Source organism: Streptomyces sp. NPDC021749, assembly GCF_040640655.1.
Lineage (GTDB): Bacteria > Actinomycetota > Actinomycetes > Streptomycetales > Streptomycetaceae > Streptomyces.
Genome location: NZ_JBFACE010000002.1, coordinates 321,507 through 341,085 on the forward strand (window position 1 = coordinate 321,507; position 19,579 = coordinate 341,085).

At 72.3% G+C, this 19,579-nt stretch carries 20 protein-coding genes and 1 pseudogene; 12 read left to right on the forward strand and 9 right to left on the reverse strand.

The features are described from left to right. Positions 1-7 precede the first annotated feature (7 nt). The 3 genes from AB0G35_RS03280 to AB0G35_RS03290 all read left to right on the forward strand — a co-directional run bounded on the left by AB0G35_RS03280 (position 8) and on the right by AB0G35_RS03290 (position 2,370). Positions 8-85 carry a class III lanthipeptide gene (locus AB0G35_RS03280; protein WP_355782455.1) on the forward strand — a complete coding sequence of 26 codons (78 nt, stop codon included), beginning with the start codon at positions 8-10 and terminating at the stop codon, positions 83-85. Positions 86-372: 287 nt separating this feature from the next. Further along, positions 373-450, forward strand: a complete 78-nt coding sequence (locus AB0G35_RS03285) for a class III lanthipeptide (RefSeq protein ID WP_355782455.1) — start codon at positions 373-375, stop codon at positions 448-450. 87 nt (positions 451-537) lie between these two features. Continuing rightward, positions 538-2,370 carry an FAD/NAD(P)-binding protein gene (locus AB0G35_RS03290; RefSeq protein ID WP_360942842.1) on the forward strand — a complete coding sequence of 611 codons (1,833 nt, stop codon included), beginning with the start codon at positions 538-540 and terminating at the stop codon, positions 2,368-2,370. Positions 2,371-2,438: 68 nt separating this feature from the next. Here AB0G35_RS03290 and AB0G35_RS03295 read toward each other — a convergent pair whose 3' ends face one another. Next, positions 2,439-3,581, reverse strand: a complete 1,143-nt coding sequence (locus tag AB0G35_RS03295; RefSeq protein WP_360942845.1) for an NAD(P)/FAD-dependent oxidoreductase — start codon at positions 3,579-3,581, stop codon at positions 2,439-2,441. Positions 3,582-3,718: 137 nt separating this feature from the next. Between AB0G35_RS03295 and AB0G35_RS03300 the strand changes: the two genes are divergently transcribed. Continuing rightward, on the forward strand, positions 3,719-4,324 hold the full coding sequence (locus AB0G35_RS03300; RefSeq protein WP_360942848.1) for a helix-turn-helix domain-containing protein: 606 nt from the start codon (positions 3,719-3,721) through the stop codon (positions 4,322-4,324). Between the two features lie 11 nt (positions 4,325-4,335). Here AB0G35_RS03300 and AB0G35_RS03305 read toward each other — a convergent pair whose 3' ends face one another. Next, positions 4,336-4,671, reverse strand: coding sequence for a hypothetical protein (locus tag AB0G35_RS03305; protein ID WP_360942851.1), 336 nt, complete (start codon positions 4,669-4,671; stop codon positions 4,336-4,338). A gap of 229 nt (positions 4,672-4,900) precedes the next feature. Between AB0G35_RS03305 and AB0G35_RS03310 the strand changes: the two genes are divergently transcribed. Both AB0G35_RS03310 and AB0G35_RS03315 read left to right on the forward strand, forming a co-directional pair. Further along, positions 4,901-6,145, forward strand: coding sequence for a helix-turn-helix transcriptional regulator (locus AB0G35_RS03310; RefSeq protein ID WP_360942854.1), 1,245 nt, complete (start codon positions 4,901-4,903; stop codon positions 6,143-6,145). Between the two features lie 581 nt (positions 6,146-6,726). Beyond that, positions 6,727-7,553, forward strand: a pseudogene (locus AB0G35_RS03315) (methyltransferase). 194 nt (positions 7,554-7,747) lie between these two features. On the opposite strand, the gene AB0G35_RS03320 reads toward AB0G35_RS03315, so the two are convergent. Together AB0G35_RS03320 and AB0G35_RS03325 are read right to left on the reverse strand one after the other, a co-directional pair. Then, on the reverse strand, positions 7,748-8,398 hold the full coding sequence (locus AB0G35_RS03320; protein WP_360943098.1) for a response regulator transcription factor: 651 nt from the start codon (positions 8,396-8,398) through the stop codon (positions 7,748-7,750). Between the two features lie 185 nt (positions 8,399-8,583). Then, positions 8,584-9,831, reverse strand: coding sequence for a histidine kinase (locus AB0G35_RS03325; protein ID WP_360942857.1), 1,248 nt, complete (start codon positions 9,829-9,831; stop codon positions 8,584-8,586). 326 nt (positions 9,832-10,157) lie between these two features. Between AB0G35_RS03325 and AB0G35_RS03330 the strand changes: the two genes are divergently transcribed. The 3 genes from AB0G35_RS03330 (at position 10,158) to AB0G35_RS03340 (ending at position 12,578) form a co-directional block, all read left to right on the forward strand. Continuing rightward, entirely contained in the window at positions 10,158-10,967 is an 810-nt protein-coding gene (locus AB0G35_RS03330) for a hypothetical protein (protein ID WP_360942860.1), read from the forward strand. Positions 10,968-11,251: 284 nt separating this feature from the next. Then, positions 11,252-11,953 carry a transglycosylase family protein gene (locus AB0G35_RS03335; RefSeq protein WP_360942863.1) on the forward strand — a complete coding sequence of 234 codons (702 nt, stop codon included), beginning with the start codon at positions 11,252-11,254 and terminating at the stop codon, positions 11,951-11,953. A 286-nt stretch (positions 11,954-12,239) separates the two neighbouring features. Next, positions 12,240-12,578 carry a hypothetical protein gene (locus tag AB0G35_RS03340; protein ID WP_360942866.1) on the forward strand — a complete coding sequence of 113 codons (339 nt, stop codon included), beginning with the start codon at positions 12,240-12,242 and terminating at the stop codon, positions 12,576-12,578. Positions 12,579-12,648: 70 nt separating this feature from the next. On the opposite strand, the gene AB0G35_RS03345 is transcribed toward AB0G35_RS03340, so the two are convergent. Further along, entirely contained in the window at positions 12,649-13,062 is a 414-nt protein-coding gene (locus AB0G35_RS03345) for a hypothetical protein (RefSeq protein WP_360942869.1), read from the reverse strand. A gap of 264 nt (positions 13,063-13,326) precedes the next feature. Beyond that, the gene (locus tag AB0G35_RS03350; protein WP_360942872.1) at positions 13,327-13,614 is read right to left on the reverse strand and encodes a hypothetical protein; all 288 of its coding nucleotides are present in this window, start codon (positions 13,612-13,614) and stop codon (positions 13,327-13,329) included. A 122-nt stretch (positions 13,615-13,736) separates the two neighbouring features. Between AB0G35_RS03350 and AB0G35_RS03355 the strand changes: the two genes are divergently transcribed. The 3 genes from AB0G35_RS03355 (at position 13,737) to AB0G35_RS03365 (ending at position 17,335) form a co-directional block, all read left to right on the forward strand. Further along, entirely contained in the window at positions 13,737-14,873 is a 1,137-nt protein-coding gene (locus AB0G35_RS03355) for a site-2 protease family protein (protein WP_360942875.1), read from the forward strand. A gap of 42 nt (positions 14,874-14,915) precedes the next feature. Continuing rightward, the gene (locus AB0G35_RS03360; protein ID WP_360942878.1) at positions 14,916-15,656 is read left to right on the forward strand and encodes a PP2C family serine/threonine-protein phosphatase; all 741 of its coding nucleotides are present in this window, start codon (positions 14,916-14,918) and stop codon (positions 15,654-15,656) included. 146 nt (positions 15,657-15,802) lie between these two features. Then, positions 15,803-17,335 carry a protein kinase gene (locus AB0G35_RS03365; protein WP_360942881.1) on the forward strand — a complete coding sequence of 511 codons (1,533 nt, stop codon included), beginning with the start codon at positions 15,803-15,805 and terminating at the stop codon, positions 17,333-17,335. 83 nt (positions 17,336-17,418) lie between these two features. Here AB0G35_RS03365 and AB0G35_RS03370 read toward each other — a convergent pair whose 3' ends face one another. From AB0G35_RS03370 to AB0G35_RS03380, 3 genes are all read right to left on the reverse strand, one after another. Then, positions 17,419-17,697, reverse strand: a complete 279-nt coding sequence (locus AB0G35_RS03370) for a hypothetical protein (RefSeq protein WP_360942884.1) — start codon at positions 17,695-17,697, stop codon at positions 17,419-17,421. A 108-nt stretch (positions 17,698-17,805) separates the two neighbouring features. Next, positions 17,806-18,129, reverse strand: a complete 324-nt coding sequence (locus AB0G35_RS03375; protein WP_360942887.1) for a DUF6415 family natural product biosynthesis protein — start codon at positions 18,127-18,129, stop codon at positions 17,806-17,808. A gap of 170 nt (positions 18,130-18,299) precedes the next feature. Continuing rightward, positions 18,300-19,481 (reverse strand): helix-turn-helix transcriptional regulator, encoded by a 1,182-nt coding sequence (locus AB0G35_RS03380; RefSeq protein WP_360942890.1) that lies wholly within the window; start codon positions 19,479-19,481, stop codon positions 18,300-18,302. Positions 19,482-19,579 lie beyond the last annotated feature (98 nt).

The window sequence follows — 19,579 nt, forward strand, 5'->3', positions numbered from 1 at the left end:
GACCATCATGGATCTTCAGGGTCTGGAGGTGCCGGGCGAGCGTGAGGCCCAGGCGCTCGGCTCCACCGTCAGCACCGGCTGCTGAATGACGCCGACGGGCCGTGCACCGTCATTGCACGGCCCGTCGGGTCCAGGTGTCCCGCGAGGGCACCTGACACGTCAGTACCGCTGTCCACCGTTCCTGCTCACCCCCCGGAGGGAGGTTCACATGTCGGTCATGGATCTTCAGGGTCTGGAGGTGCCGGGCGAGCGTGACGCTCAGGCGCTCGGCTCCACCGTCAGCGGCGGCTGCTGACACCGAGTTCGGTGTCGTCCTACGCACTGTACGCATCCGGAACGGACAACGGAAGGGAGGTGTCGTAAATGACCATCATGGATCTTCAGGGCCTGGAGGTGCCGGGCGAGCGTGAGGCCCAGGCGCTCGGCTCCACCGTCAGCACCGGCTGCTGACCCGGTACCCGGTGGTCCCGTGCTCCCGGCGCGGGGCCACCGGGTTCCCTTTTCCGCGTAGCCCAACTCCTCGGGGGGAGAGCCGAGTTGAACGACCGTACGGGACCGGCGGCCCGCTCCCTCTGCATCATCGGCTGCGGCCCCCGCGGCACCTCCCTCGTCGAGCGGATCCTCGCCAACGTCCCCGCCCTGTACGGCGACCGGCCCTTGGACCTGCACCTCGTCGACCCGTACCCGCCGGGCGCCGGCCGCACCTGGCGCACCGACCAGCCCGGCCTGCTGTGGATGAACTCCGCCGCCGAGCAGGTCACCCTCTACCCCGACGCGAGCGTCTCCTGCGCCGGCCCGCCGCGCCCCGGCCCCACCACCGCCGACTGGCTGACCGGCCCGCTGCACGACGGCGGCTACGCGGCCCGCCGCGACCAGGGCCGCTACCTGCGCCACTTCTTCGAGACGGTGACGGCCGGACGACCGCCCTCGGTCCGCCTGTACGTCCACCGGGCGCGCGCCGTCGACCTGCGCCGGACGTCCGCGGGCAGTGCGGCACCGGCCCCCCGCCAACAGGTGGTCCTCGACTCCGCCGAACCCCCGTTCCTCGCCGACCGGGTGGTCCTGGCGCAAGGGCATCCGGACGTTCTGGCCGAGCCCGCACCGGCCGGCCTGACCCGCATCGGCCCGGGCCCCGCCGACCCCGCCGCGCTGGAGGCCGTCCCACCCGGCGCGCCGGTCGTCGTCCGCGGTCTGGGCCTGGTCTTCATCGACTGCCTGGCCCTGCTGACGGAGGGCCGCGGCGGCCGCTTCGACCGCACCCGGGACGGCCGTCTGCGCTACCTGCCCTCTGGCCGCGAACCCCGCCTGTACGCGGGGTCCCGCCGCGGCGTCCCCCTCCCGCCGAAGCCGACGTACTCCGCCGCGTCACCGGCCGCGTCACCGCCGGCCGCCGCCCTCCGCTTCGCCACCGCCGAGGCCTGCCGCACCCGGCTGGCCCGCCCCGGCGCCACCTTCGGGCGTGACGTCTGGCCGCTGGTCCTGGCCGAGCTGGGCTGGCGCCACTACCGCGCGCTCTTCGCCGAACAGCCCGCCCGCACCCGTATGACGTGGGACGACTTCGACGCCCAGTACGCGCTCCTGCTCACCGACGCCGACCGGCTCGCCAAGCTCGCCCGCGAGGCCGTCCCGGACCCCGCCGACCGCCTCGACCTCGACCGCCTGGCCGCCCCGCTCGCCGGCCGCCGCTTCGCCGACGCGGACGGCCTCCAAAGCTGGCTGCGTGCGCACCTCGCCGAGGTCCACCACCGTCGCACCGGCCCGGCCCGGGCCGTCACCACCGCCCTGGTGGACGGCCTCCAGCGCACCGGCGCGGTCATCGAGGACCTGTGGCGCTCCGGCGATCTGACCGGTGCCCAGCTGACGGACGCCCTCACCCGCTTCTCCCTCGGCACGTACCTGAGCTCCGGCCCCCCGCCCCTGCGCGCCGAGCAACTGCTCGCACTGGCCGAGGCGGGGGTGGTGGTGTTCGTGGGCCCGGAGATGCGGGTGGAGACAGTGGAGTCCGCGACATCGGACCCGTCGACCGGTCCCGTCTTCCGCGCCACCAGCCCCGCCGTGCCCGGCGCCGTCCACGAGGCCGCCATCCTCCTGGACGCCCGGTTGTCGGCCCCCGCCCCCGACCGCCTCGCGGACCCCCTGCTCCGTGCCCTCCTCGCCCGCGGCGAACTCACCGAGGCCCGGGCGGAGGACGGCACCCCGGCCGGCGAACTGCGCCTGTCCGGCCCCGACCTGCACCCCGTCGACGCCCACGGCGCCGTCCACCACGACCGCGTCATCGTCGGCCCGGCCCAGTTCCCCCGCCCGGGGACGGACGCGGTCTTCTTCCGTCAGAACGACGGGATCGCGCGGCGGTTGCTGGCGGCGGACTGACCTTCGTACGTCCGCGGCGGCAACGCCGCGGTGGTGCCTCGCCGGTGCTCCCCTTGTGCGTGGGGTGACTACCTCGCGTGCGCCGGCCACTGGGCGTCGGGGAAGGCGGCGACGTCGGAGTCGGTGTCCGGCATGAGGCTGGTGAGCATCTGCTGGGCGGTCTTCGCGTTCTCGGCGGCGCGCGGCAGCATGACGCTTTCGTAGGCGTCGAGGGCCTCGCCGAGGGTGGAGTGGCCGATCACGGCCTGGGCGAGCTCGGCGCCGTCGAGCAGGGCGAGGTTGGCGCCGACGCCGACCGGCGGCATCAGATGGGCGGCGTCGCCGAGCAGGGTGATGCCGGGGACGCGCCGCCACGTGTGGGGGACGGGAAGGACGACCATCGGGCGGTTGATGAAGCCGCCCTCGTTGTCGCGCAGGATGTCCAGCAGCCCCTCGTCCCAGCCCTCGTACTGGGCGAGGAGGCGGGCGCGTACGGCTTCGGTGTCGGCCAGGTCGAGACCGGCGTGCCAGTCCTGGGGCCCGCGGAAGAAGGCGTAGCCGCGGACGTGCCCGTTGCTGTTGCGCTGCAGCACCAGGCTGCGGCGGCCCGCCTTGGCGGACATGGTCCCGGCGCCGACCAGGCGGGCGATGCCGGGATGACGGCGGTCGACGTCGTCGAAGTGGATCTCCACCATCGAGACCCCGGCGTAGGTCGGTACGGCGTCGGAGAGCGCGGGGCGTACCCGGGACCAGGCCCCGTCGGCGCCGATGACCAGGTCGAACTCCTCGACGCGGCCGTCCTGTTGGTGCAGGAGGGCCGTGCCGTCGGGCAGCGGGGTGACGGCCTTGGCGCCGTGGCCCCAGCGGACCGTGCCGGGGGCGAGGGAGTCCAACAGGAGGGTGCGCAGTTGGCCGCGGTCGATCTCGGGCCGGCTCAGATCGCCCTGGCCGGCCCGGTCGTGACGTATCAGGGTCGCGTGTCGGTCGTACAGCCGCCACTGCTGGCCTTCGGGCCGGGACAGCGCGAGGAACCGGTCGAACAGTCCGGCTGCCCGCAGGGCGACCTGACCGGTGTCCTCGTGGATGTCGAGGGTGCCGCCCTGCGAGCGGGAGTGGGGGTCGCTCTCCCGCTCGAAGACCGTGACCGGCACGCCGTGTTGCTGCAGGACGCTGGCGCAGACGAGGCCGCCGGGGCCGGCGCCGATGACCGCGATACGAGGGGTGGTGGACATGAGCGTCACGCTCCGTTCGAAGGGCCGAAGGGGTGCCCCCTCACGGAAGCACAAGCGACTACGAAAGTACAACTGATTCGACTTTCTACCCGATCGCCATTCCGATCGAGTTCCCTCAAGTGGGGTAGGGTGGGCCCATGGCCGAGACGACGACCGGACGCCGCGAGCGCAAGAAGGCCCGGACCAGGCAGGCGCTGGCGGATGCCGCGATGCGGCTGTTCACCGAGCGCGGCTTCGACAACGTCGGCGTCCGCGAAGTGGCGGAGGCGGCCGACGTCTCGCTGAGCACGCTCTTCAAGCACTTCCCCAGCAAGGAAGCCCTGGTCTTCGACCTGGACGCGGACATCGAGAGCGCCCTGATCGCCGCCGTTCGCGACCGGGCCCCCGGCCAGCCGGTCCTGCACGCCCTGCGCGACCACCTGATGCGGACCCGTACGGCCGTGCCCGCCGACGACCCCATGTTCGCCCTCGTCGAAGCCACCCCCGCGTTGCGGGACTACGCCCGCCGCATGTGGTCCCGCCACGAGAAGGCCCTGGCCGCCACGCTCGCCGACGCCACCGGCCTGCCCCCGGACGACCTCGCCCTCACCGCCCTGGCCCGCTTCGCCCTGGAGATCCCGAGCCTCGCCCGCACCACGGACGACCCGGCCCGCGCCATCAGCGACCTGTTCGCCCTGCTGGAACGGGGCTGGGCCACGACGCCCCTGGCACGCGCGGAATCCGGCCCGGGCCAGGACGGATAACCGCGGGCAGATTACGGCTGGCTGCCGACCATCCCCGAGACCTCGCTGAAGGCCGCGTCCCAGGGGGAGGGGATCCGTTTGCCGATGCCCTCGGCCACCACCCCGACGACGAAGTGGCCGGTAAGCCCGAGCGCCCACTGATTCACCGAGTTGAACGTGGCCGGGGCGAACAGGATGACGTCGGCCGGCGGCCCTACGTCGGGCTCGCCGGGGTTCTTGTACGTGGACCGTACGGGCCGGTCTGTCAGGTCCTCCAACGCGGAATGGGCATCGGCGAGCCAGCGGGCCGCGGTGGGGGTCAATCCCACGCAGACGTCGTATCCCTCGCCGAGCGCGCGTCGCACCATGTCGGGGAAAACTCGTGGACGGGTGGTGCTGCGGAAACGAACAAGTACAGAACCGGGCGCGTCATGCGAGCCATCCCGCCACACGCGACCGCCCGGCTCTTCACGGTTCGTGGGCGGAGGGCCCGCCTTCCACGGAGGCCCTGTCAGGTGAGCGAGGACCGTTCGCACTACGCGCGCGGCCCTGCCGGGCGTACCGTTCTAAGTGCCTAGGTCAGAACGGAGTTTCAGTATGACCCACCCTGACGCCCTGCCCACCGGCCTTGCCGTCGGTGAGCGTATCCGGCTCCTCCGAGAGTCCCGCGGCATGACCCGACCGGTCCTTGCCGGACTGTGCGGGCGCGGCCAAGACTGGCTCAAGAAGATCGAGAACGGTGAACGTGAACTGCGTTCGCACACGTTGTTGCTCCGGCTCGCTGCCGCCCTGCAGGTATCGGATCTTTCCGCGATCACCGGCAGCTCGACCGAAGTGAGCCAGCCCGTACCGTTGGGCCGGTTGTCGCACCCGGCCATGCCCGCCATCTGGGCAGCCGTGACGGGGAAGAGCCTTGCTGCCCACACCGACGCTGAGCCGAGCGACGTTGCGATGCTGCAAGGGGAGGTCGACCAGACCTGGCGCCTCTGGCACGAGTCGAAGCGTCAGCGCACCGAAGTGGGCGGCCTGCTCCCCGGGTTGATCCGGCGGGCGGAGGCTGCCACACAGAGCCTGGACGGCCCGGCGCGACGGCGCGCGCTCGTTGTGCTGTCGGACGTGTACCGGCTCACAGGCCAGGCCACTGCCTATGTCGCTCCGGCGGAGCTGGCCTGGGTGGTGGCCGACCGGGCCCTGACCGCGGCCCAACAGGCAGATGCCCCGGACGCGATTGCGGCGGCAGCCTGGAACATGGGCAACATCTTGAGGGAGACCGCGTATCCGGATGAATCCTTGCGGGTCGTGACCGAGGCCGCTGCCCTCATTCGCCCCCATCTCGATGACGCACCCGACGACTGGCGAGGGATCTACGGTGCGCTACAACTGCACGCCGCGGTGACCGCAGCCCGGGAGGGCCGGGACGGGGATGCTTGGCACTATTGGGACGCTGGCGACCAGGTCGCGAAGTCTTTGCCGGCTTCGTACGTGCACCCAAGCACGGTTTTCGGTCGCGCCAACGTTGAGTTCCACGGGGTTTCCGTGGCCACGGATCTCAAGAAGTCGGGCCAGGCACTGACGTTGGCCGACGACATTGATCCCGACGTCATGCCGTCGACGGAGCGGCGGGCCCGGCTCTGGGTTGAGGTGGCCCGTGGACACCTTCAACGGGGCGACCGGACGGCCGCCCTGCACGTGATGGGTAAGGCGCAGGAGATCAGCAGCGAGACCGTGGCTTACACGCCGTCGGCGCGGGCCGTGGCCGCTGATCTCTGGCGGAAGTCACCGCGGGCATTCCGAGATGAGGCTGCCCGGTTGGCCGAGGCGGTGGGCGTCGCCACAGCCTAGGGGCGTTCTGCCTCAGGGGGACGAAGTGTCCCTCTCAACTCCTCTGCCAGCTCTTACGGTTGCGGGCCGTCAGCACAACGCACCGGAGGGTTCGGGATGGCATCTGTGAGCGGCTGGCACGCCTCACCCCGTCGGGGAGCTTCCACGTCAAGCACCGGCGACACGGGCGAGATCCGCGTGCCCTTGTCGTTACGCCGGCTCGATCAGCACCAGGGAGCCGATGACTGCTTCCACGCGCTGCGGCTGCGGCAGCACGCTCGGGCACGGCGACCGCCCCAAGGCGGCGTGAGCCGATGACCGACCCTCAACAGGGGCATGCCGCGCTCGTCCGGGCTCTGGATGAGCGCGGCCTGTTGACCCCGGAGTGGCGGGCTGTGTGGGAGCGCACCCCCCGTGCGGCATACCTGCCCGAGCGGATCTGGCGGCAGGACCCTGACCGGTGCCGGCCGCTCACCGAACCCGGAGAACGGGCCGCCCTGGTCGCCGCTGACGAACCCGTGATCACGCAGGTGGACGACGGGAGGGAGGACGGCCCCGGCGTCGCCACCTCGTCCAACAGCATGCCGTCCATGGTCGCGCGGATGCTGGGGCTGCTCGACGTGCACGACGGCCAGAACGTGTTGGAGATCGGTACCGCCACCGGGTACGTCGCGGCACTGCTGTCGGGCTGGCTGGGCGATCGGTACGTGACGAGCGTGGAGATCGACGCCTCTCTGTCGGTGCAGGCGGAGCGGTATCTGTCGGCCGCCGGCACCGGCCGCGACTCGTCGTCGGTGAGGGTGAGCACGGCTGGCGGGCGGGGGCGCCGTACGACCGGATCATCGTCACCTGTGCCGTGCGACGGGTTCCGTACGAGCTCGTGACCCAGCTGCGGCCGGGCGGGGTGCTGGTGGCGCCCTGGGTGGGGGACTTCTGGTGCGGGGCTCTGGTGCGCCTCACTCGGGACGACGACGGGACGGCGTCCGGCCCGTTCGCGGGGACGGCCACCTACATGCCGATGCGCTCGCACCGGGGCACCGGCGGCATCGCTCCCGACACGTCAGCACCTCGCTCGCGCACCACACAGGTACCGCCGCAGGAGACGCTCACGCCCGGGTTCGCGCTGTACGCGGGCGCCCGCCTGCCCGGCGTCACCCTCGTCGAAGGGCGGGAGGGCGCCCAGCTGAGGGTGTGGGTGCAGGACGGGCGGGGCTCGGGAGCGATTGCGGATGCCGAGGGCACCGTCACCGAGTTCGGGGGCCGCAGTCTGTGGAGGGACGTGGAGTCTGCCTGGCAGGAGTGGGACGACCGGGGGCGTCCGGCCGATGCCGAGATGGGGCTGACGGTCACCACGGCCGGCGAACGCGTCTGGGTGAGGGTGCGTACCGAGGTGGTGAAACCGGTCGAGCAGGGAGCGAGGGCCGGGTAGGACGCGCCCCAGCCCCACCCACCGTTCTTCACCCACCCACGGGAGGGGACGGACCGGAGGACGGAGTCCGGGGGGCTGTCGCCGCACCCGAAGACGCCCCGCCCGCCGCTGGGGCCCCTCCCACCGCCCTTCGGGCTGGGGGAGCAACGGCGGGGCGGATCGCGGCGGGGCGGCCGCGGGCGGGGGGCCGGAGGCTAGATGCCCTGTTGTTGCGCCAGGATCGCCGCCTGCACCCGGCTGCGGAGGTTCAGCTTCGAGAGGATGCGGCTGGTGTGGGTCTTCACCGTGCCCTCGGCGAGGTTGAGGGATTCGGCGATGGCGCTGTTGGGGAGGCCGCGGGCTATGCAGGCGAGGACTTCGCGTTCGCGTTTGGTGAGGGTGTCGAGGGCCTGGGGGGTGCCGTGCGGCAGGGGCGGGCGGGCCGATGGGGGGCGGTGGGCGAATTCGGTGATCAGGCGGCGGGCGATGGCGGGGGTGAGGAAGCCCTCGCCGTGGGCGACCTCGCGCACGGCGCCGACCAGGACGGTCGGTTCGGCGTTCTTGAGGATGAAGCCGCCGGCGCCGGCACGCAGGGCGCCGAAGATGTACTCGTCGATGTCGAAGGTGGTCAGGACGAGGACCTCGGCGAGTTGCCGTTCGACGATCCGGCGGGTCGCGGCGACGCCGTTGAGCAGGGGCATCTGGATGTCCATGAGGACGACGTCGGGGCGTAGCTCGGCGGCCAGGCGGACCGCCGCCTCGCCGTCCCCGGCCTCGCCGACGACGACGATGCCGGGGTCGGTCTGGAGGACGAGGACGAGCCCGGACCGGACGGCGGCCTGGTCGTCGGCCACCAGGACGCGGATGTGCGGGGGCCGCTCGGACGCTTGCTCCGCCGGCTCGTCCGTCCGTCCGCCCGCCGCCGTGTCACGCACCAAGTCCTCCTGCAGTGCTCGCGATGCCTGTAATGCCGTAACCGACTCGTTCATGTGGGTCCGCCTTTCGGCCGTGGGGCCTCTCGGTCTCTCGTCATCGCCCCCGTTCCGGTTCGTCAGGTGTTCTGGGTGAGGGGGAGCACCGCACGTACCCGCCAGCGTCCGGGGGCGGTGCGGTCGGGGCCCGCGTCGAAGATGCCGCCGACCAGGGCGGCCCGTTCCGACATCCCGGTGAGCCCGGCGCCCGCGCCGTTGGTCAGCGGGGCCACCGGGCGCTGCCGGGTACGGGCGTCGGGCGGGGCGTCGGGCCGGGCCAGTGGGCTGTCGACCGAGATGGTCAGCTGCTCGGCGCCGGCCTCGCAGCGGATCCGCACCCGGCCCGACGAGGCGTGCTTGAGGACGTTGGTCAGCGCCTCCTGGACGATGCGGTACGCGGTCACCTCGATCACCGACGAGACCTCGGGGAAGGTCTCGGGGAATTCGGTGTGGAGGGTCAGTGCCGCGGCGTCGGCGGCGGGGCGGGCCTGTTCGACCAGGGCGCCCAGGGCGTTGAGCTGCGGCCGGTCCCAGTCGTCGTCGACGCCCCGGTCGGAGCGGAGCAGCACCACCATGCGGCGCATCTCGGCCAGCCCCTGCACGCTGTTCTCCCGGATGACGGCCAGCGCCCGTAGGACCGGGTCGTCCGCCACGGAATCGCCGGATCCGGCGGGTCCGGCGGGTCCGGACGATCCGGCGGATCCGGCTTCGCCGTTCGGTGCCCGCCGGGCCTCGGTCAGGGAGAGCACCGCGCTGGAGTGGATGGCGATGGCGCTGAGGTGGTTGGCCACCAGGTCGTGCAGTTCGCGGGCCATCCGGGTGCGTTCGGTCTGCAGGACGGTCTTGCGGTCGAGCTCCGCGAGCCGGTTGATCTGTGCGGCGCGCTCCCGCTCGGCGTCGGCGCGCTCTTTGTGGTTGCGTATCAGGATGCCGGTCCATACGGGGGAGATGAGCAGCATCGCGACGATGACGCCGGTCGTCACGCCCTCGGAACGGTCGCTGAGGGCGATCAGGGTGATGGTGGTGGCGACGGTGACCGCGACCGTCCCGAACTGCAGCACCCGGCACAGCCAGGGCGCGCCGTACAGCGCCGCGGCGTAGAGCAGGTCGGTGTAGACCAGGACCGGGCCGAGGCCGCCGCTCGACGTCATTTCCACGAGGACGGTGACGGTGCCGACCGAGACCGCGGCCGTCGGCAGGGTGCTGCGGAAGGCGCTCGCGGTGCACAGCACCACGACCGGCAGCACGGCCTGCCAGACGGGGATGTCGCCCATGACCCGGGAACCGCCCAGGACGTAGAGAATCAGACAGGCGGCGAAGAAGCCCACGGCCAGTCTGAGGTCACGGAGCGGCAGGGGAGGGCGGCGCGCGTTCGTACCTCTGAAAAGACGTAACCACACACGAGGACAGTACTTCCGGGCGTTGCCCGTTCTCTTGGCCCTGGCGCCCGAATTTGGTGAGGTCTCCCGTACATCGAAGTATGTAGCCGGACATCAGCAGGAGGGATGACTCGAAGGATCCAGAGGATCTGCAAACCTTGGGCTGTCTGTATCGATCGATGTAGGTGGAATAGGGGGAGACTCCAACTGTTTGACGGGCTGCCACTCACCCAGGGCAGCCTCGGCACCGCTCACCAGTGGAGGACGGAAAGTACGTGGAAACGAACGCCGCTCTTCTCGAACTCTGTCCGGGACCCCTTGACCAGGACGTCCCCGGTCACCCGCACCAGCCCGCCCGGCCCCGCCTGGCACCCCTCGCCCCCGTCCCCATATTCATCGTCCCGATCGGCGAGGACGGCCCCTCCCCGTCGTCCCCGTCCGCTCTCGTCCCCTCCCCCTCCCTGTCGTACCTGCCGTCCGCCCCCTCCTCCGCCGGCTCGCCCTCCTCCCTCCGCGGCTCGGGCAGTGCGCTGTCCCCGGACAGCTGTCTGGGGCTCAACGGCCATTCCGCGGCCACCCTCGACGACGCCTCGCGCCGCTGGCTGCTGGCCGGGCTCCCCGCCCGGGTGAGCACCGCGATGGCCGGGGCCACCCACTGGGAGCTGTGCGGGACCCGCGGCCTGCTGGTCGTGGCCTGCGGGGAGGACGCCCGGCAGATGGGCTTCTCGGTGGAGTCGGTGCGCCGCGGGAGCCCGCCGCCGCACACCCCGTGCGAGGTGCTGACCGCCCGGGAACTGCATGCCGCGGACCGTTTCCCGGAGACCGAGCGGGAGCGGATGATCACCCGCTTCTGGGTCCGCAAGGACGCCGCCATGCAGGCCGCCGGCGGGGGGCTGTCCATCGCTCCGGAGCGCATCGAGGCCGGCTTCCCGGCGGATCACGGCACGGTCACCGTGCCCGGCCCCTACGGCTGCGAAGTGCCGGTCTCGGTACGGAACTTCACCTTCTCGCCGTCCTACGAGTTCGCGGTGGCCACCCCGGAACCGCTGCCGCTCGCCCCTTCCTTCGCCTATTCGGTCAGCTGAATGCCCGTTCCCACATCCGGCCGGGGAATGCGGGCGGCGGGGAATTCCCGCCATTGGCCGGAATTCGGGCCGTAAGGCGGGCGAGCGAGGGCGACGGCAGCGGTAAGGACCGCTACGGCACCGGTGCCGGACGGGCAAAGGACCACCCGGGTGAAACTCGCGCATGTCGCACGCCCCGGACATGCCGAAAACCATATTGCCGGGTTACTTGGTGCCTGCCCACCGGTCGTGGCGAGTAGCGCGTCACGGCGCCGCCGGAGCAAGCACAGCGGAGGATTCCCGTGATGCCGTCGCCCCTCGCCGAGCGATCCGTCCGTACGGTCCTGCCCGTGCTGCTGGCGGTGCTTGCCGTCGTCGGCCTCGCCGTCCACCGGGCCGCCGCGGGCGCGCCGTCCGGGCCGGTGCCCGACTGGGAGCGGATCGCCGACTGCGAGAGCAACGGCCGCTGGCACATCAACAGCGGCAACGGCTACCACGGCGGACTGCAGATCGACCCCGCCACCTGGCGCGCCTACGGCGGCGGCCGGTACGCCCCGCGGGCCGACCTCGCCACCCGCTCCGAGCAGATCGCCGTCGGCCGGCGCATCGTCCGCGACCGCGGCCTCTCCGCCTGGCCGCGCTGCGCCTACACCCAGCAGTCCCCCAGGGCCACCACCTCGGGCCGGCACGCCCCGCCGACCGCCGCCTCCCCGGCCTCGCAGGAGACCCCGCCGACGACGGAACCGGAGCAACAAGTGCCCGACGACCTCGATCAGTTGGCCCGGCAGACGCCGTCGGACCGGTCCCATGCCCCGGTCCGTACCGCGGCGTACCACCACCCCAACCGCGCGACCTACGTCGTCCGCACCGGGGACTGCCTCTCCGCCATCGCCGAGCGGCACCACGTCCCCGGTGGCACCCAGGCCCTCTACGAGCTCAACAGGCACCGGCTCCCGCACGGGCCGGACCACATCTACCCGGGCCAGCGGCTGCGCCTCCGGGCGTAGCGGGCCCCGGCGCCCGGCGGCGGGGAGACGGATCCGGCCGGCGCGCGGGTGTCGCGGGCGGGTGGCGGCGGGACGCCGCGCTCCGCCGCGGGGGGCCGGGAAGCGAGGGCCGTCACGGTGAATCCAGTGGTCGGAGAGGGTGAATGCGAGGGACGGGCCGTTGCTCAGGCTTGGTGCAGGCGGGCCCGCCCGGTAGCAAGACCGCGGGTTCATCCACCGCGAAGTGCAGGAGCGCACAGTGAAGAAGAGAACACGCGTCAGCATCGTGATCGCAGGAGCTTGCGGCATGCTCCTGGCCGCCGGCGGGGTCAGCCCCGCCCTGGCCTGGGACGGCGGCTACGGGGGATTCGGAACGGGCGGCAACGTGATCGACAGCGACGTCTGGGCCTCCTTCCACTCCATCATCCGCTGCTCGCCGCGAGCCCGGATCTGCGTCAACGGACCGGTCAACTCCGGTAATACGAAGAACTCGCAGAACGTCCACATGTCCGGCAACAACAGCGACAGCGGCAGCCCGACCAACAGCAACGGCAACACGAACGTCGACAGCGGCGGCACGACGGGTGCCGAGAACCACACCGGCAACGACATCCAGCACAACGGCCCCGGATCGACCAAGATCTGACGGCCAACTGAGGCGGCCCCGCTTCCCGGTACGTACCGGGAAGCGGGGCCGCTGTGTGAGGTGTGGACGGTCAGGGATGCAGCTTGAGGATCTTCTGGACGGTGTTGCCGCTGCCCTGCTGGGCGCCGCTGACCAGGTTGGAGCTGTTGGTCGAGCCGTTGGTGTTCGCGAAGTTGCCGCTGTGGTTCGGGTTTCCGTGGTTGATGAAGTTTCCGCTGTGCAGGCTGTTGCCGCTCTTGACCGGCCCGTTGATGCAGGGCTGCGGCGACGGCGAATTGATCCTCGGGGACTTGTAGTGGAAATCGGCCAGGCGGTTGTTGCACACCACGCCCGACACCATGCCGGTGACGGTGCCGAGGTCGGCCCCGGCCACCGCCGACAGCAGTGATTCGCCCGGAATGGTCACGGCCTGGGCGGGGTTGGTGCTGAGCAGCACCAGCCCGCACGCCCCGATGACGGTGCCCGCCTGCGCAAGTCTTCTCACGATGCTCCCTCGCCTGTTCATCGTTCCGATGCCAGACGTATCGTGCTGCGCCCGCCGGTCCGCATCCCCCTTCAACCCGCAGGAGGTAAAACGCTCGTCGGCCAGAATCAGCCGGGTGGCCCAACAACTCGGGTCGGTGTGCTGCCGTTAGGGACGGGCCCGGCGCCTCCCCCGGACGGCCCCGCGGCCCGCGGCCCCCGGGCCCGCCCCCGGACGCGCGCCGGGGCGGCCCCGGGGCGACGCCCCGGAACCGCGGCCCCGGCTTCAGAGCACCATCCGCTCCGGCATCGGCTGCTTGACCCCGTCCAGCTCCAGCGTGCAGCGCGGCACGGACGGGACCAGGTGCGGTTGCCGCAGCAGGACCCGGAAGGGGTGGGCGGGCTCGTCGGGCAGCTCACCGGTCAGCACGTTCATCCCCGGCGCGTGGTGCTTCCGGTACGCGACGACCTTGCCGTCGACGAGGAGCTCCAGCTCCCCGTCCCGGCCCGGCCCGACGTTCACGGTGATCGAGTGGCCCCCCTGATCAAGGTGGAAGTGGTGGCTGTGCCCCATGGCGCACCTCCGGCTGAGCCCGGTACGGACGGCGCGAGGCGATCGCGCCCGTACGACCAGCGTAGGACGTCTGTCCAGCGTAGACCCCGGTCGGCGAGCGACAATGGGCGTGGGAGACGGCGATGAACGGCTCAGTGCGTGTCGGACAGGTTGCCGGGGTACCGCTGCGGATGCACTGGAGCGTGCCCCTGCTGGTGGTGATGTTCGCCTACGGGCTCGGCCGGCAGGCGCTGCCCGCCTGGACCCCGGGCCGGCCGGACGCGGTCTACGCCCTGGCCGGCGTCGTCGGTGCCGCGCTGCTCACCGGCAGCCTGCTGCTGCACGAGACCGCCCATGCCGCAACCGCGCGCCGCAGGCAGATCTCCGTCGAGGACGTGACGCTGTGGGCGCTGGGCGGGATGACCCGGATGGGCCGGCCGCAGAGCGCCGCCGCGGCCTTCGCGGTCGCCGTCAGCGGCCCGCTCACCAGCCTGCTCATCGGCGGCGCCGCGCTCGGCGCGGGCATCGGGCTGCACCAGCTCACCGGCTGGGCCGAGGTGCCCGCGGTGGTGCTGATGTGGCTCGGCTGGGCCAACCTCTTCCTCGGCGTCTTCAACCTGCTGCCGGCCGTACCGCTCGACGGCGGGCGGGTGGTCCAGGCCGTCCTGTGGTGGCGGACCGGGGACCGCGACCGGGCCGACCTGGCGGCCTCCCGCAGCGGTCAGGTGCTCGCCGTCCTGCTGGTGGCCGCCGGCTGGATCTCCGTGCTGCGCGGGGCGCCCGGCGGACTGTGGATCGTCTTCATCGGGCTCTTCGTGATGGTCGTGGCCGGTGCGGAACGCCGCCGCGCCGCGCTCCACACCGAGCTGCGCGGCGTACGGGTCGCCGACGCCATGACCACCCCGGTGACCACCGGCGCCGACTGGCTGAGCGTCCAGCACTTCATCGACGACGTCGCCGTGCCCTCGCACCACTCCGCCGTGCCGCTGCTGGACTTCGAGGGCCGCCCCAGCGGGCTCGTCCAGCTGCGCCGGCTGGCGGCCGTACCGGTGGCCGAACGGGAGACGCTGCGGGTGCGCGAGGTGGCGGTGCCGCTGTCCCAGTGCGCGGTCGCCGCCCCGGAGGAGGAGCTGAGCGAGGCGATCGACCGGATCGGGCTGCGCACCGGCCCGCGCATCCTGGTCGTCGACGGCGGCCACCTCGTCGGGATCGTCACCGCCAAGGACATCACCCGGCTCCTGCGGCGCCGCACCCTGGGCGGCAGCGGGGGCCAGGGCTGACCACGGCCGGCCCGCGCCGGCCGACGAGAGACGGGACCCGCCATGCCGTACATCACCGTCACCGCCCTCAGCCATCCCGGGCTGATGCGCGACCACAACGAGGACAGCCTGGTGGCCGGGCCGTGGACGCTGTGCGGCACGGTGACCGAGAACCCGCAGACGCTGGTCTTCCCGCTCGGTACCCCGCTGGTGGTCGCGGTCGCCGACGGCATCGGCGGACAGCCGGCCGGCGAGGTGGCCAGTGCGCTGACCGTCCGGCAGCTGGCCGCGGTCGGCCCCGGGCTCGGCAGCGAAGAGGCGGTCCGGGAGGCCCTGGACGTCTGCAACCGGGCGGTGTACGCGGCCGCAGGCCGGGACCCGGAACTGAGCACCATGGGCACGACGGTCGCCGGCGCGGTCGTGCTGTCCGAATCCCTGCTGGTGTTCAACGTCGGCGACAGCCGGGTGCTGTCCGTGACGGAGGAGGGCCTGCACCGGATGAGCGTGGACGACAGCCCGCCGCTCGCCCCGGGCCGCCGCACCACGTCCCTGGTCACCCAGGCGCTCGGCGGCACCCGGACGTACAACGAGATCACCCCGCACGTCACCACCGCCCCGCTCACCCCCCGCAACCGCTACCTCGTGTGCACCGACGGCCTGACCGACCCGGTCCCCGAACCCGCCCTCGACGACCTGCTGCGCGCCCACGACACCGGCCGGGCCGCCTTCGAACTGTGGAAGACCGCCATCGAGGCCGGCGGCCCCGACAACATCACGCTGGCGCTCATCGGCGTCGGGGATTGACGGTCCGGACCGCCTCGGGACCGCCGCGGCCGGCGCAGTGGGAGATCCCACACGCCCTCCCCACACGGAACCCGCCCCCGCACGGCGGCGTCTTCGGCCGTGGTGCAAACGGTGACGGTCCGTGGAGGAACCCGGTGGAGCGCAGGATGTTGGGGCAGCGTTACGAGCTGGTGGAACAGCTCGGTCAGGGCGGGATGGGGACGGTGCACCGCGCCGTCGACCACCGGCTGCGCCGCACCGTCGCGGTCAAGACGCTCTCCGCCGAGCTGGCCCGGCAGCCCGAGTTCCGCAGCCGGTTCCAGCGCGAGGCGCGGGCCGCCGCCGCGCTCAACCACCCAGGCGTGGCCACCGTGCACGACGTCGGCGAGGACACCGCCGACGGGTCCACCGAGCCCTTCCTGGTGATGGAGTACGTCGAGGGCCGCACCCTGAGCCGGGTCCTCGACGCGGGCCCGCTGCCCCTGGCGCAGGCCGTCGACCTCACCTGCCAGGTGCTGGACGCGCTCGACCACAGCCACCGGCACGCCATCGTCCACCGCGACATCAAGCCCGCCAACGTGATGCTCACCGACGCCGGCACCGCCAAGGTCGTCGACTTCGGCATCGCCAAGGCGGTCAGTGAGATGGCCACCCGGCTGACCGGGACGGGGGTCGCGGTCGGCACGCCCGCCTACCTCGCGCCGGAACAGATCAACGGCGCCGAGACCGACCACCGCACCGACCTCTACGCGGTGGCCTGCCTGCTCCACGAACTGCTGACCGGCCGCCCGCCGTACACCGGGGACTCGCCGTTCTCGGTCATGCACCAGCACCTGGTGGCCGACCCGGTGCCGCCGTCCCGGCTCCGGCCGGAACTCCCGCCCGCGCTCGACGAGGTGATCGTCCGGGCCCTCCACAAGGACCGCGACGGCCGCCACCCGAGCGCCGCCGCGATGCGCGCCGCCCTCACCGCGGCGGCCGCATCCCCCGCACCCGCCGCCGTCCCGACCCCCACCACGTTCGATCCGCGGGCGGCGGCCCCGGCCGGCCCGCCCCCGTCGCCCGCTCCGGCCCCCTCGCCCGCTCCGGCCCCCTCGCACGCTCCGGCCCCCTCGCCCGCTCCGGCCCCGCCGAAGGGCGCAGCCCCGTCGACCGATCCGGCCGCCGCGCCGGAGCCCGCACCGCGGCCGCGGCGCCGGTGGCTGCCCGGCCGGGTGGTCTTCCGGCCCACGCCCGAAGGTGCGGTCGCGCTGCTCGGCTGTGTGCTGTCGCTGGTCATCTCCCGTTCGCAGGTGATCGAGGTGGGCCAGTTCTCCCGGGTCGCGCTGCTCGCCGCGGTCGCCGGTGCGGTGCTGCTGCTCTGGTCGGCGCGGCTCGCCTGCGCGGTGGTGTGGGGCCCGGTGGCCGAGGCCGTGGCCGTATGGTCCGAACTGGCCCGCGGCTACCTGGACTGGGACACCCACTACGTCGTCATCGCCCTGCTCCTGGCGGTGGTCGCCGCGCTGTGCTTCGTCGCCGGGTACCGGGACGACCACGCCGGCGGCTTCGCGCTGGTGGCCTTCTGGTTCACCGCCCTCACCGCCATCTGGTACTTCCTCGACGACCTACGCAAGATAGGCGTCTTCTACGTCCTCCTCCTGGCCGTCACCCTCGCCGTCGGCACCCAGGTCCTCAAGTCCCGGACGCGGGCGGCCAGCTGACCTGCCGCGGGTGATGTCCGGACCGACACACGTACCCCCGCATCCCGTAGCGGTGTACCTGGCGCTGCGGCGCCGCTGCGGCGTCACCGCTGTCTCTCCGCCAGTGCGGCGCGGGCGCCGTGCCGGTCGGTCTCACCGAAGCTGGTGATCGTCCAGCCGCCGGCCTCCACGATGCGCCGCTGGAGCACCTGCCGGTGGGTGTCGTCGTTCGCCAGCCGGCCCCAGGTGTGGATCAGGCACAGCACCTCCCGGCGGCCGGCCTCCGCCCGCATCACGTCCAGCAGGGCGCCGAGCTGCGGGCGGTGGGTGCCCATCGCGTGGCCGCCGAGGTCGAGCCAGTGCCCGGCCAGCACCCACCCCATGCGGTCCGCGTAGACGTGACAACCGGTCAGCCGCCTGTCCAGCTCGCTGCGGGCGCGCCGGCCGCGGCTGGTGCACCGGTCGTAGACGGAACGCCAGCGGGGCCCGGTTCATCGCCAGTCCGCGGCGGTGTGTGTGGCCAGCAGGTACTGGCAGTCCCGCGCGAGGTGCCCGATCTGCACGTGTGCGGCGAGGACGTCGGGCCGGAGCTCCTGCGCGGCCCGGTGCTCCGTACCGTCGAGGCGGGCCGCGAGCTCACGGGCCTGGGTCTCGTCCCCACGACGGCGGAGACGGCGGACCTCCTGCCGGGCGAGGGGGATGAACAGGGCGATGTGTCCCTTTAACTCCTCCTGGGTGGCTACCAGTTCGGCAGTGGTCGGCCGACCGCTGCCGAGGCGCAGGGCGCGCCGGATCGTCTCACTGATCGTCGCCACGTCGACCGGACACGCGTCGACACGTACTTCTTGCGGTGTTGGCTGCGTCTGCATCATCGGCCCCTGAGCGGGAGTGTTCTGGCTCACACGCTCAGCGTGCCGACCTGCCAAGGCCCCAACTATCAAAGGTGTTTGACAGCCGGGGCCAAGCCTCTACGCGACGTTACTTTTCACATGCCGATCCAGTGCGCGAAGTGCGAGAAGCTGTCAGGCACGCTGCGGTAGTGCGACGTCAGATCCTCCATCGTCTGGCGCACGACCGGGCTGTAGCGCGTCTGCTGCGGAGCCACCGTCCGCGCCCGGCGCAGCGACGCGTACGCATCGTCCGGCCGGCCCGACCACATCTGCGCCCGCGCCACGTCCGCGTGGTGGTGGCCGACGCGGGACGGCGGCAACGTGCTGAGGTCCGCACCGCCGGCGGCCTGCACCGCCTCGGCGTACTTGTCCATTTCGGAGAGAGCTGCCACGCGGTGAAGGGTTACGTTCGCAGGGCCGAAGCTGACCCACAGGGCTTGCTCGACAGGGCCCGTACGGTCAGCGATCCGTTGCGCCTCGTCAAGGTGGCCCGTGACATCGTCTTCGCGCCCGTCGCGAGCGGCCAGGATCGCGGCGCCCAGGTGGAGTTGCCCCGTCACCACGTCCCGCAACAGGCCTGCCTCGGCCTGCTCGACGGTCCGCAGCCCTATGCCCACCAGCCGCTTGCCGGTGGTGTACTGCGCGGCCCGCAGGTACGCCAGCCCCCGCAGGTACTGCCGCAGGGTGCCCAGCACCGCATCGGATGCCCTTGTCGCCGCCCACTCCAGCCGGTCGAGTGCGAGCGTGGCGAGGTCGGTGTAGCCCAGCTTCGTCGCCACGTCGTAAGCAGTGCGGTACAGACTCGCGAGCGTGCGCCACACGTCGTCCGACGGGGCGAGGTAGGCCGCGGTCGTCGCCTCGTGAATCAGCGCCGGCAACTCGGTGGCCGCGCCCTTGATGTTGGTCTCCCGGACCTTCGCGCACAACTGGTCGGCCTCGGCGTGCAAGGTGAGGTGTGAACGCGGCTGGATCTCCGGGTCGGCACCGAGGTCGTAGACGTCGAGCGCCTCCCGGATGGGCTGGATCAGTCGATCCAGCTGATCGGCGCGCAGTTCCTCGATGTACGGCTGGCCGGTGATGTCCGCGGTGGACAGGCCCATGGCGCGGGCCACGGCGCCGATGAATGCCGGACTGGCCGGCGCCTTGCCCTGCTCGACCTTGCTGACCAGCGACGTTGAGATGTGGGCACGCTGGGCCAGCCCAGCTTGGGTGAGGTGGTGGATCTGCCGGAGGCGCGCCACGCGCGCGCCGGTGTGCTCAGACGGGATGGCAGGCATACTGGCTCCTGTTCTGGCTCGACACCAGAACGGTACCCCCGGTAGTCGGGGCACGAGCGAGCGAACGGCCCCTGCTCCGTCGGGGGCCGTTCGCGTGA

Bases quoted from the DNA above. Each gene is read 5' to 3' on its own strand.
- AB0G35_RS03280 (WP_355782455.1), top strand. From the start codon at position 8: ATGGATCTTCAGGGTCTGGAGGTGCCGGGCGAGCGTGAGGCCCAGGCG.
- AB0G35_RS03285 (WP_355782455.1), top strand. From the start codon at position 373: ATGGATCTTCAGGGCCTGGAGGTGCCGGGCGAGCGTGAGGCCCAGGCG.
- AB0G35_RS03295 (WP_360942845.1), bottom strand. From the start codon at position 3,581: ATGTCCACCACCCCTCGTATCGCGGTCATCGGCGCCGGCCCCGGCGGC.
- AB0G35_RS03300 (WP_360942848.1), top strand. From the start codon at position 3,719: ATGGCCGAGACGACGACCGGACGCCGCGAGCGCAAGAAGGCCCGGACC.
- AB0G35_RS03305 (WP_360942851.1), bottom strand. From the start codon at position 4,671: ATGGTGCGACGCGCGCTCGGCGAGGGATACGACGTCTGCGTGGGATTG.
- AB0G35_RS03310 (WP_360942854.1), top strand. From the start codon at position 4,901: ATGACCCACCCTGACGCCCTGCCCACCGGCCTTGCCGTCGGTGAGCGT.
- AB0G35_RS03335 (WP_360942863.1), top strand. From the start codon at position 11,252: ATGCCGTCGCCCCTCGCCGAGCGATCCGTCCGTACGGTCCTGCCCGTG.
- AB0G35_RS03340 (WP_360942866.1), top strand. From the start codon at position 12,240: ATGCTCCTGGCCGCCGGCGGGGTCAGCCCCGCCCTGGCCTGGGACGGC.
- AB0G35_RS03350 (WP_360942872.1), bottom strand. From the start codon at position 13,614: ATGGGGCACAGCCACCACTTCCACCTTGATCAGGGGGGCCACTCGATC.
- AB0G35_RS03355 (WP_360942875.1), top strand. From the start codon at position 13,737: ATGAACGGCTCAGTGCGTGTCGGACAGGTTGCCGGGGTACCGCTGCGG.
- AB0G35_RS03360 (WP_360942878.1), top strand. From the start codon at position 14,916: ATGCCGTACATCACCGTCACCGCCCTCAGCCATCCCGGGCTGATGCGC.
- AB0G35_RS03365 (WP_360942881.1), top strand. From the start codon at position 15,803: ATGTTGGGGCAGCGTTACGAGCTGGTGGAACAGCTCGGTCAGGGCGGG.
- AB0G35_RS03370 (WP_360942884.1), bottom strand. From the start codon at position 17,697: ATGGGGTGGGTGCTGGCCGGGCACTGGCTCGACCTCGGCGGCCACGCG.
- AB0G35_RS03380 (WP_360942890.1), bottom strand. From the start codon at position 19,481: ATGCCTGCCATCCCGTCTGAGCACACCGGCGCGCGCGTGGCGCGCCTC.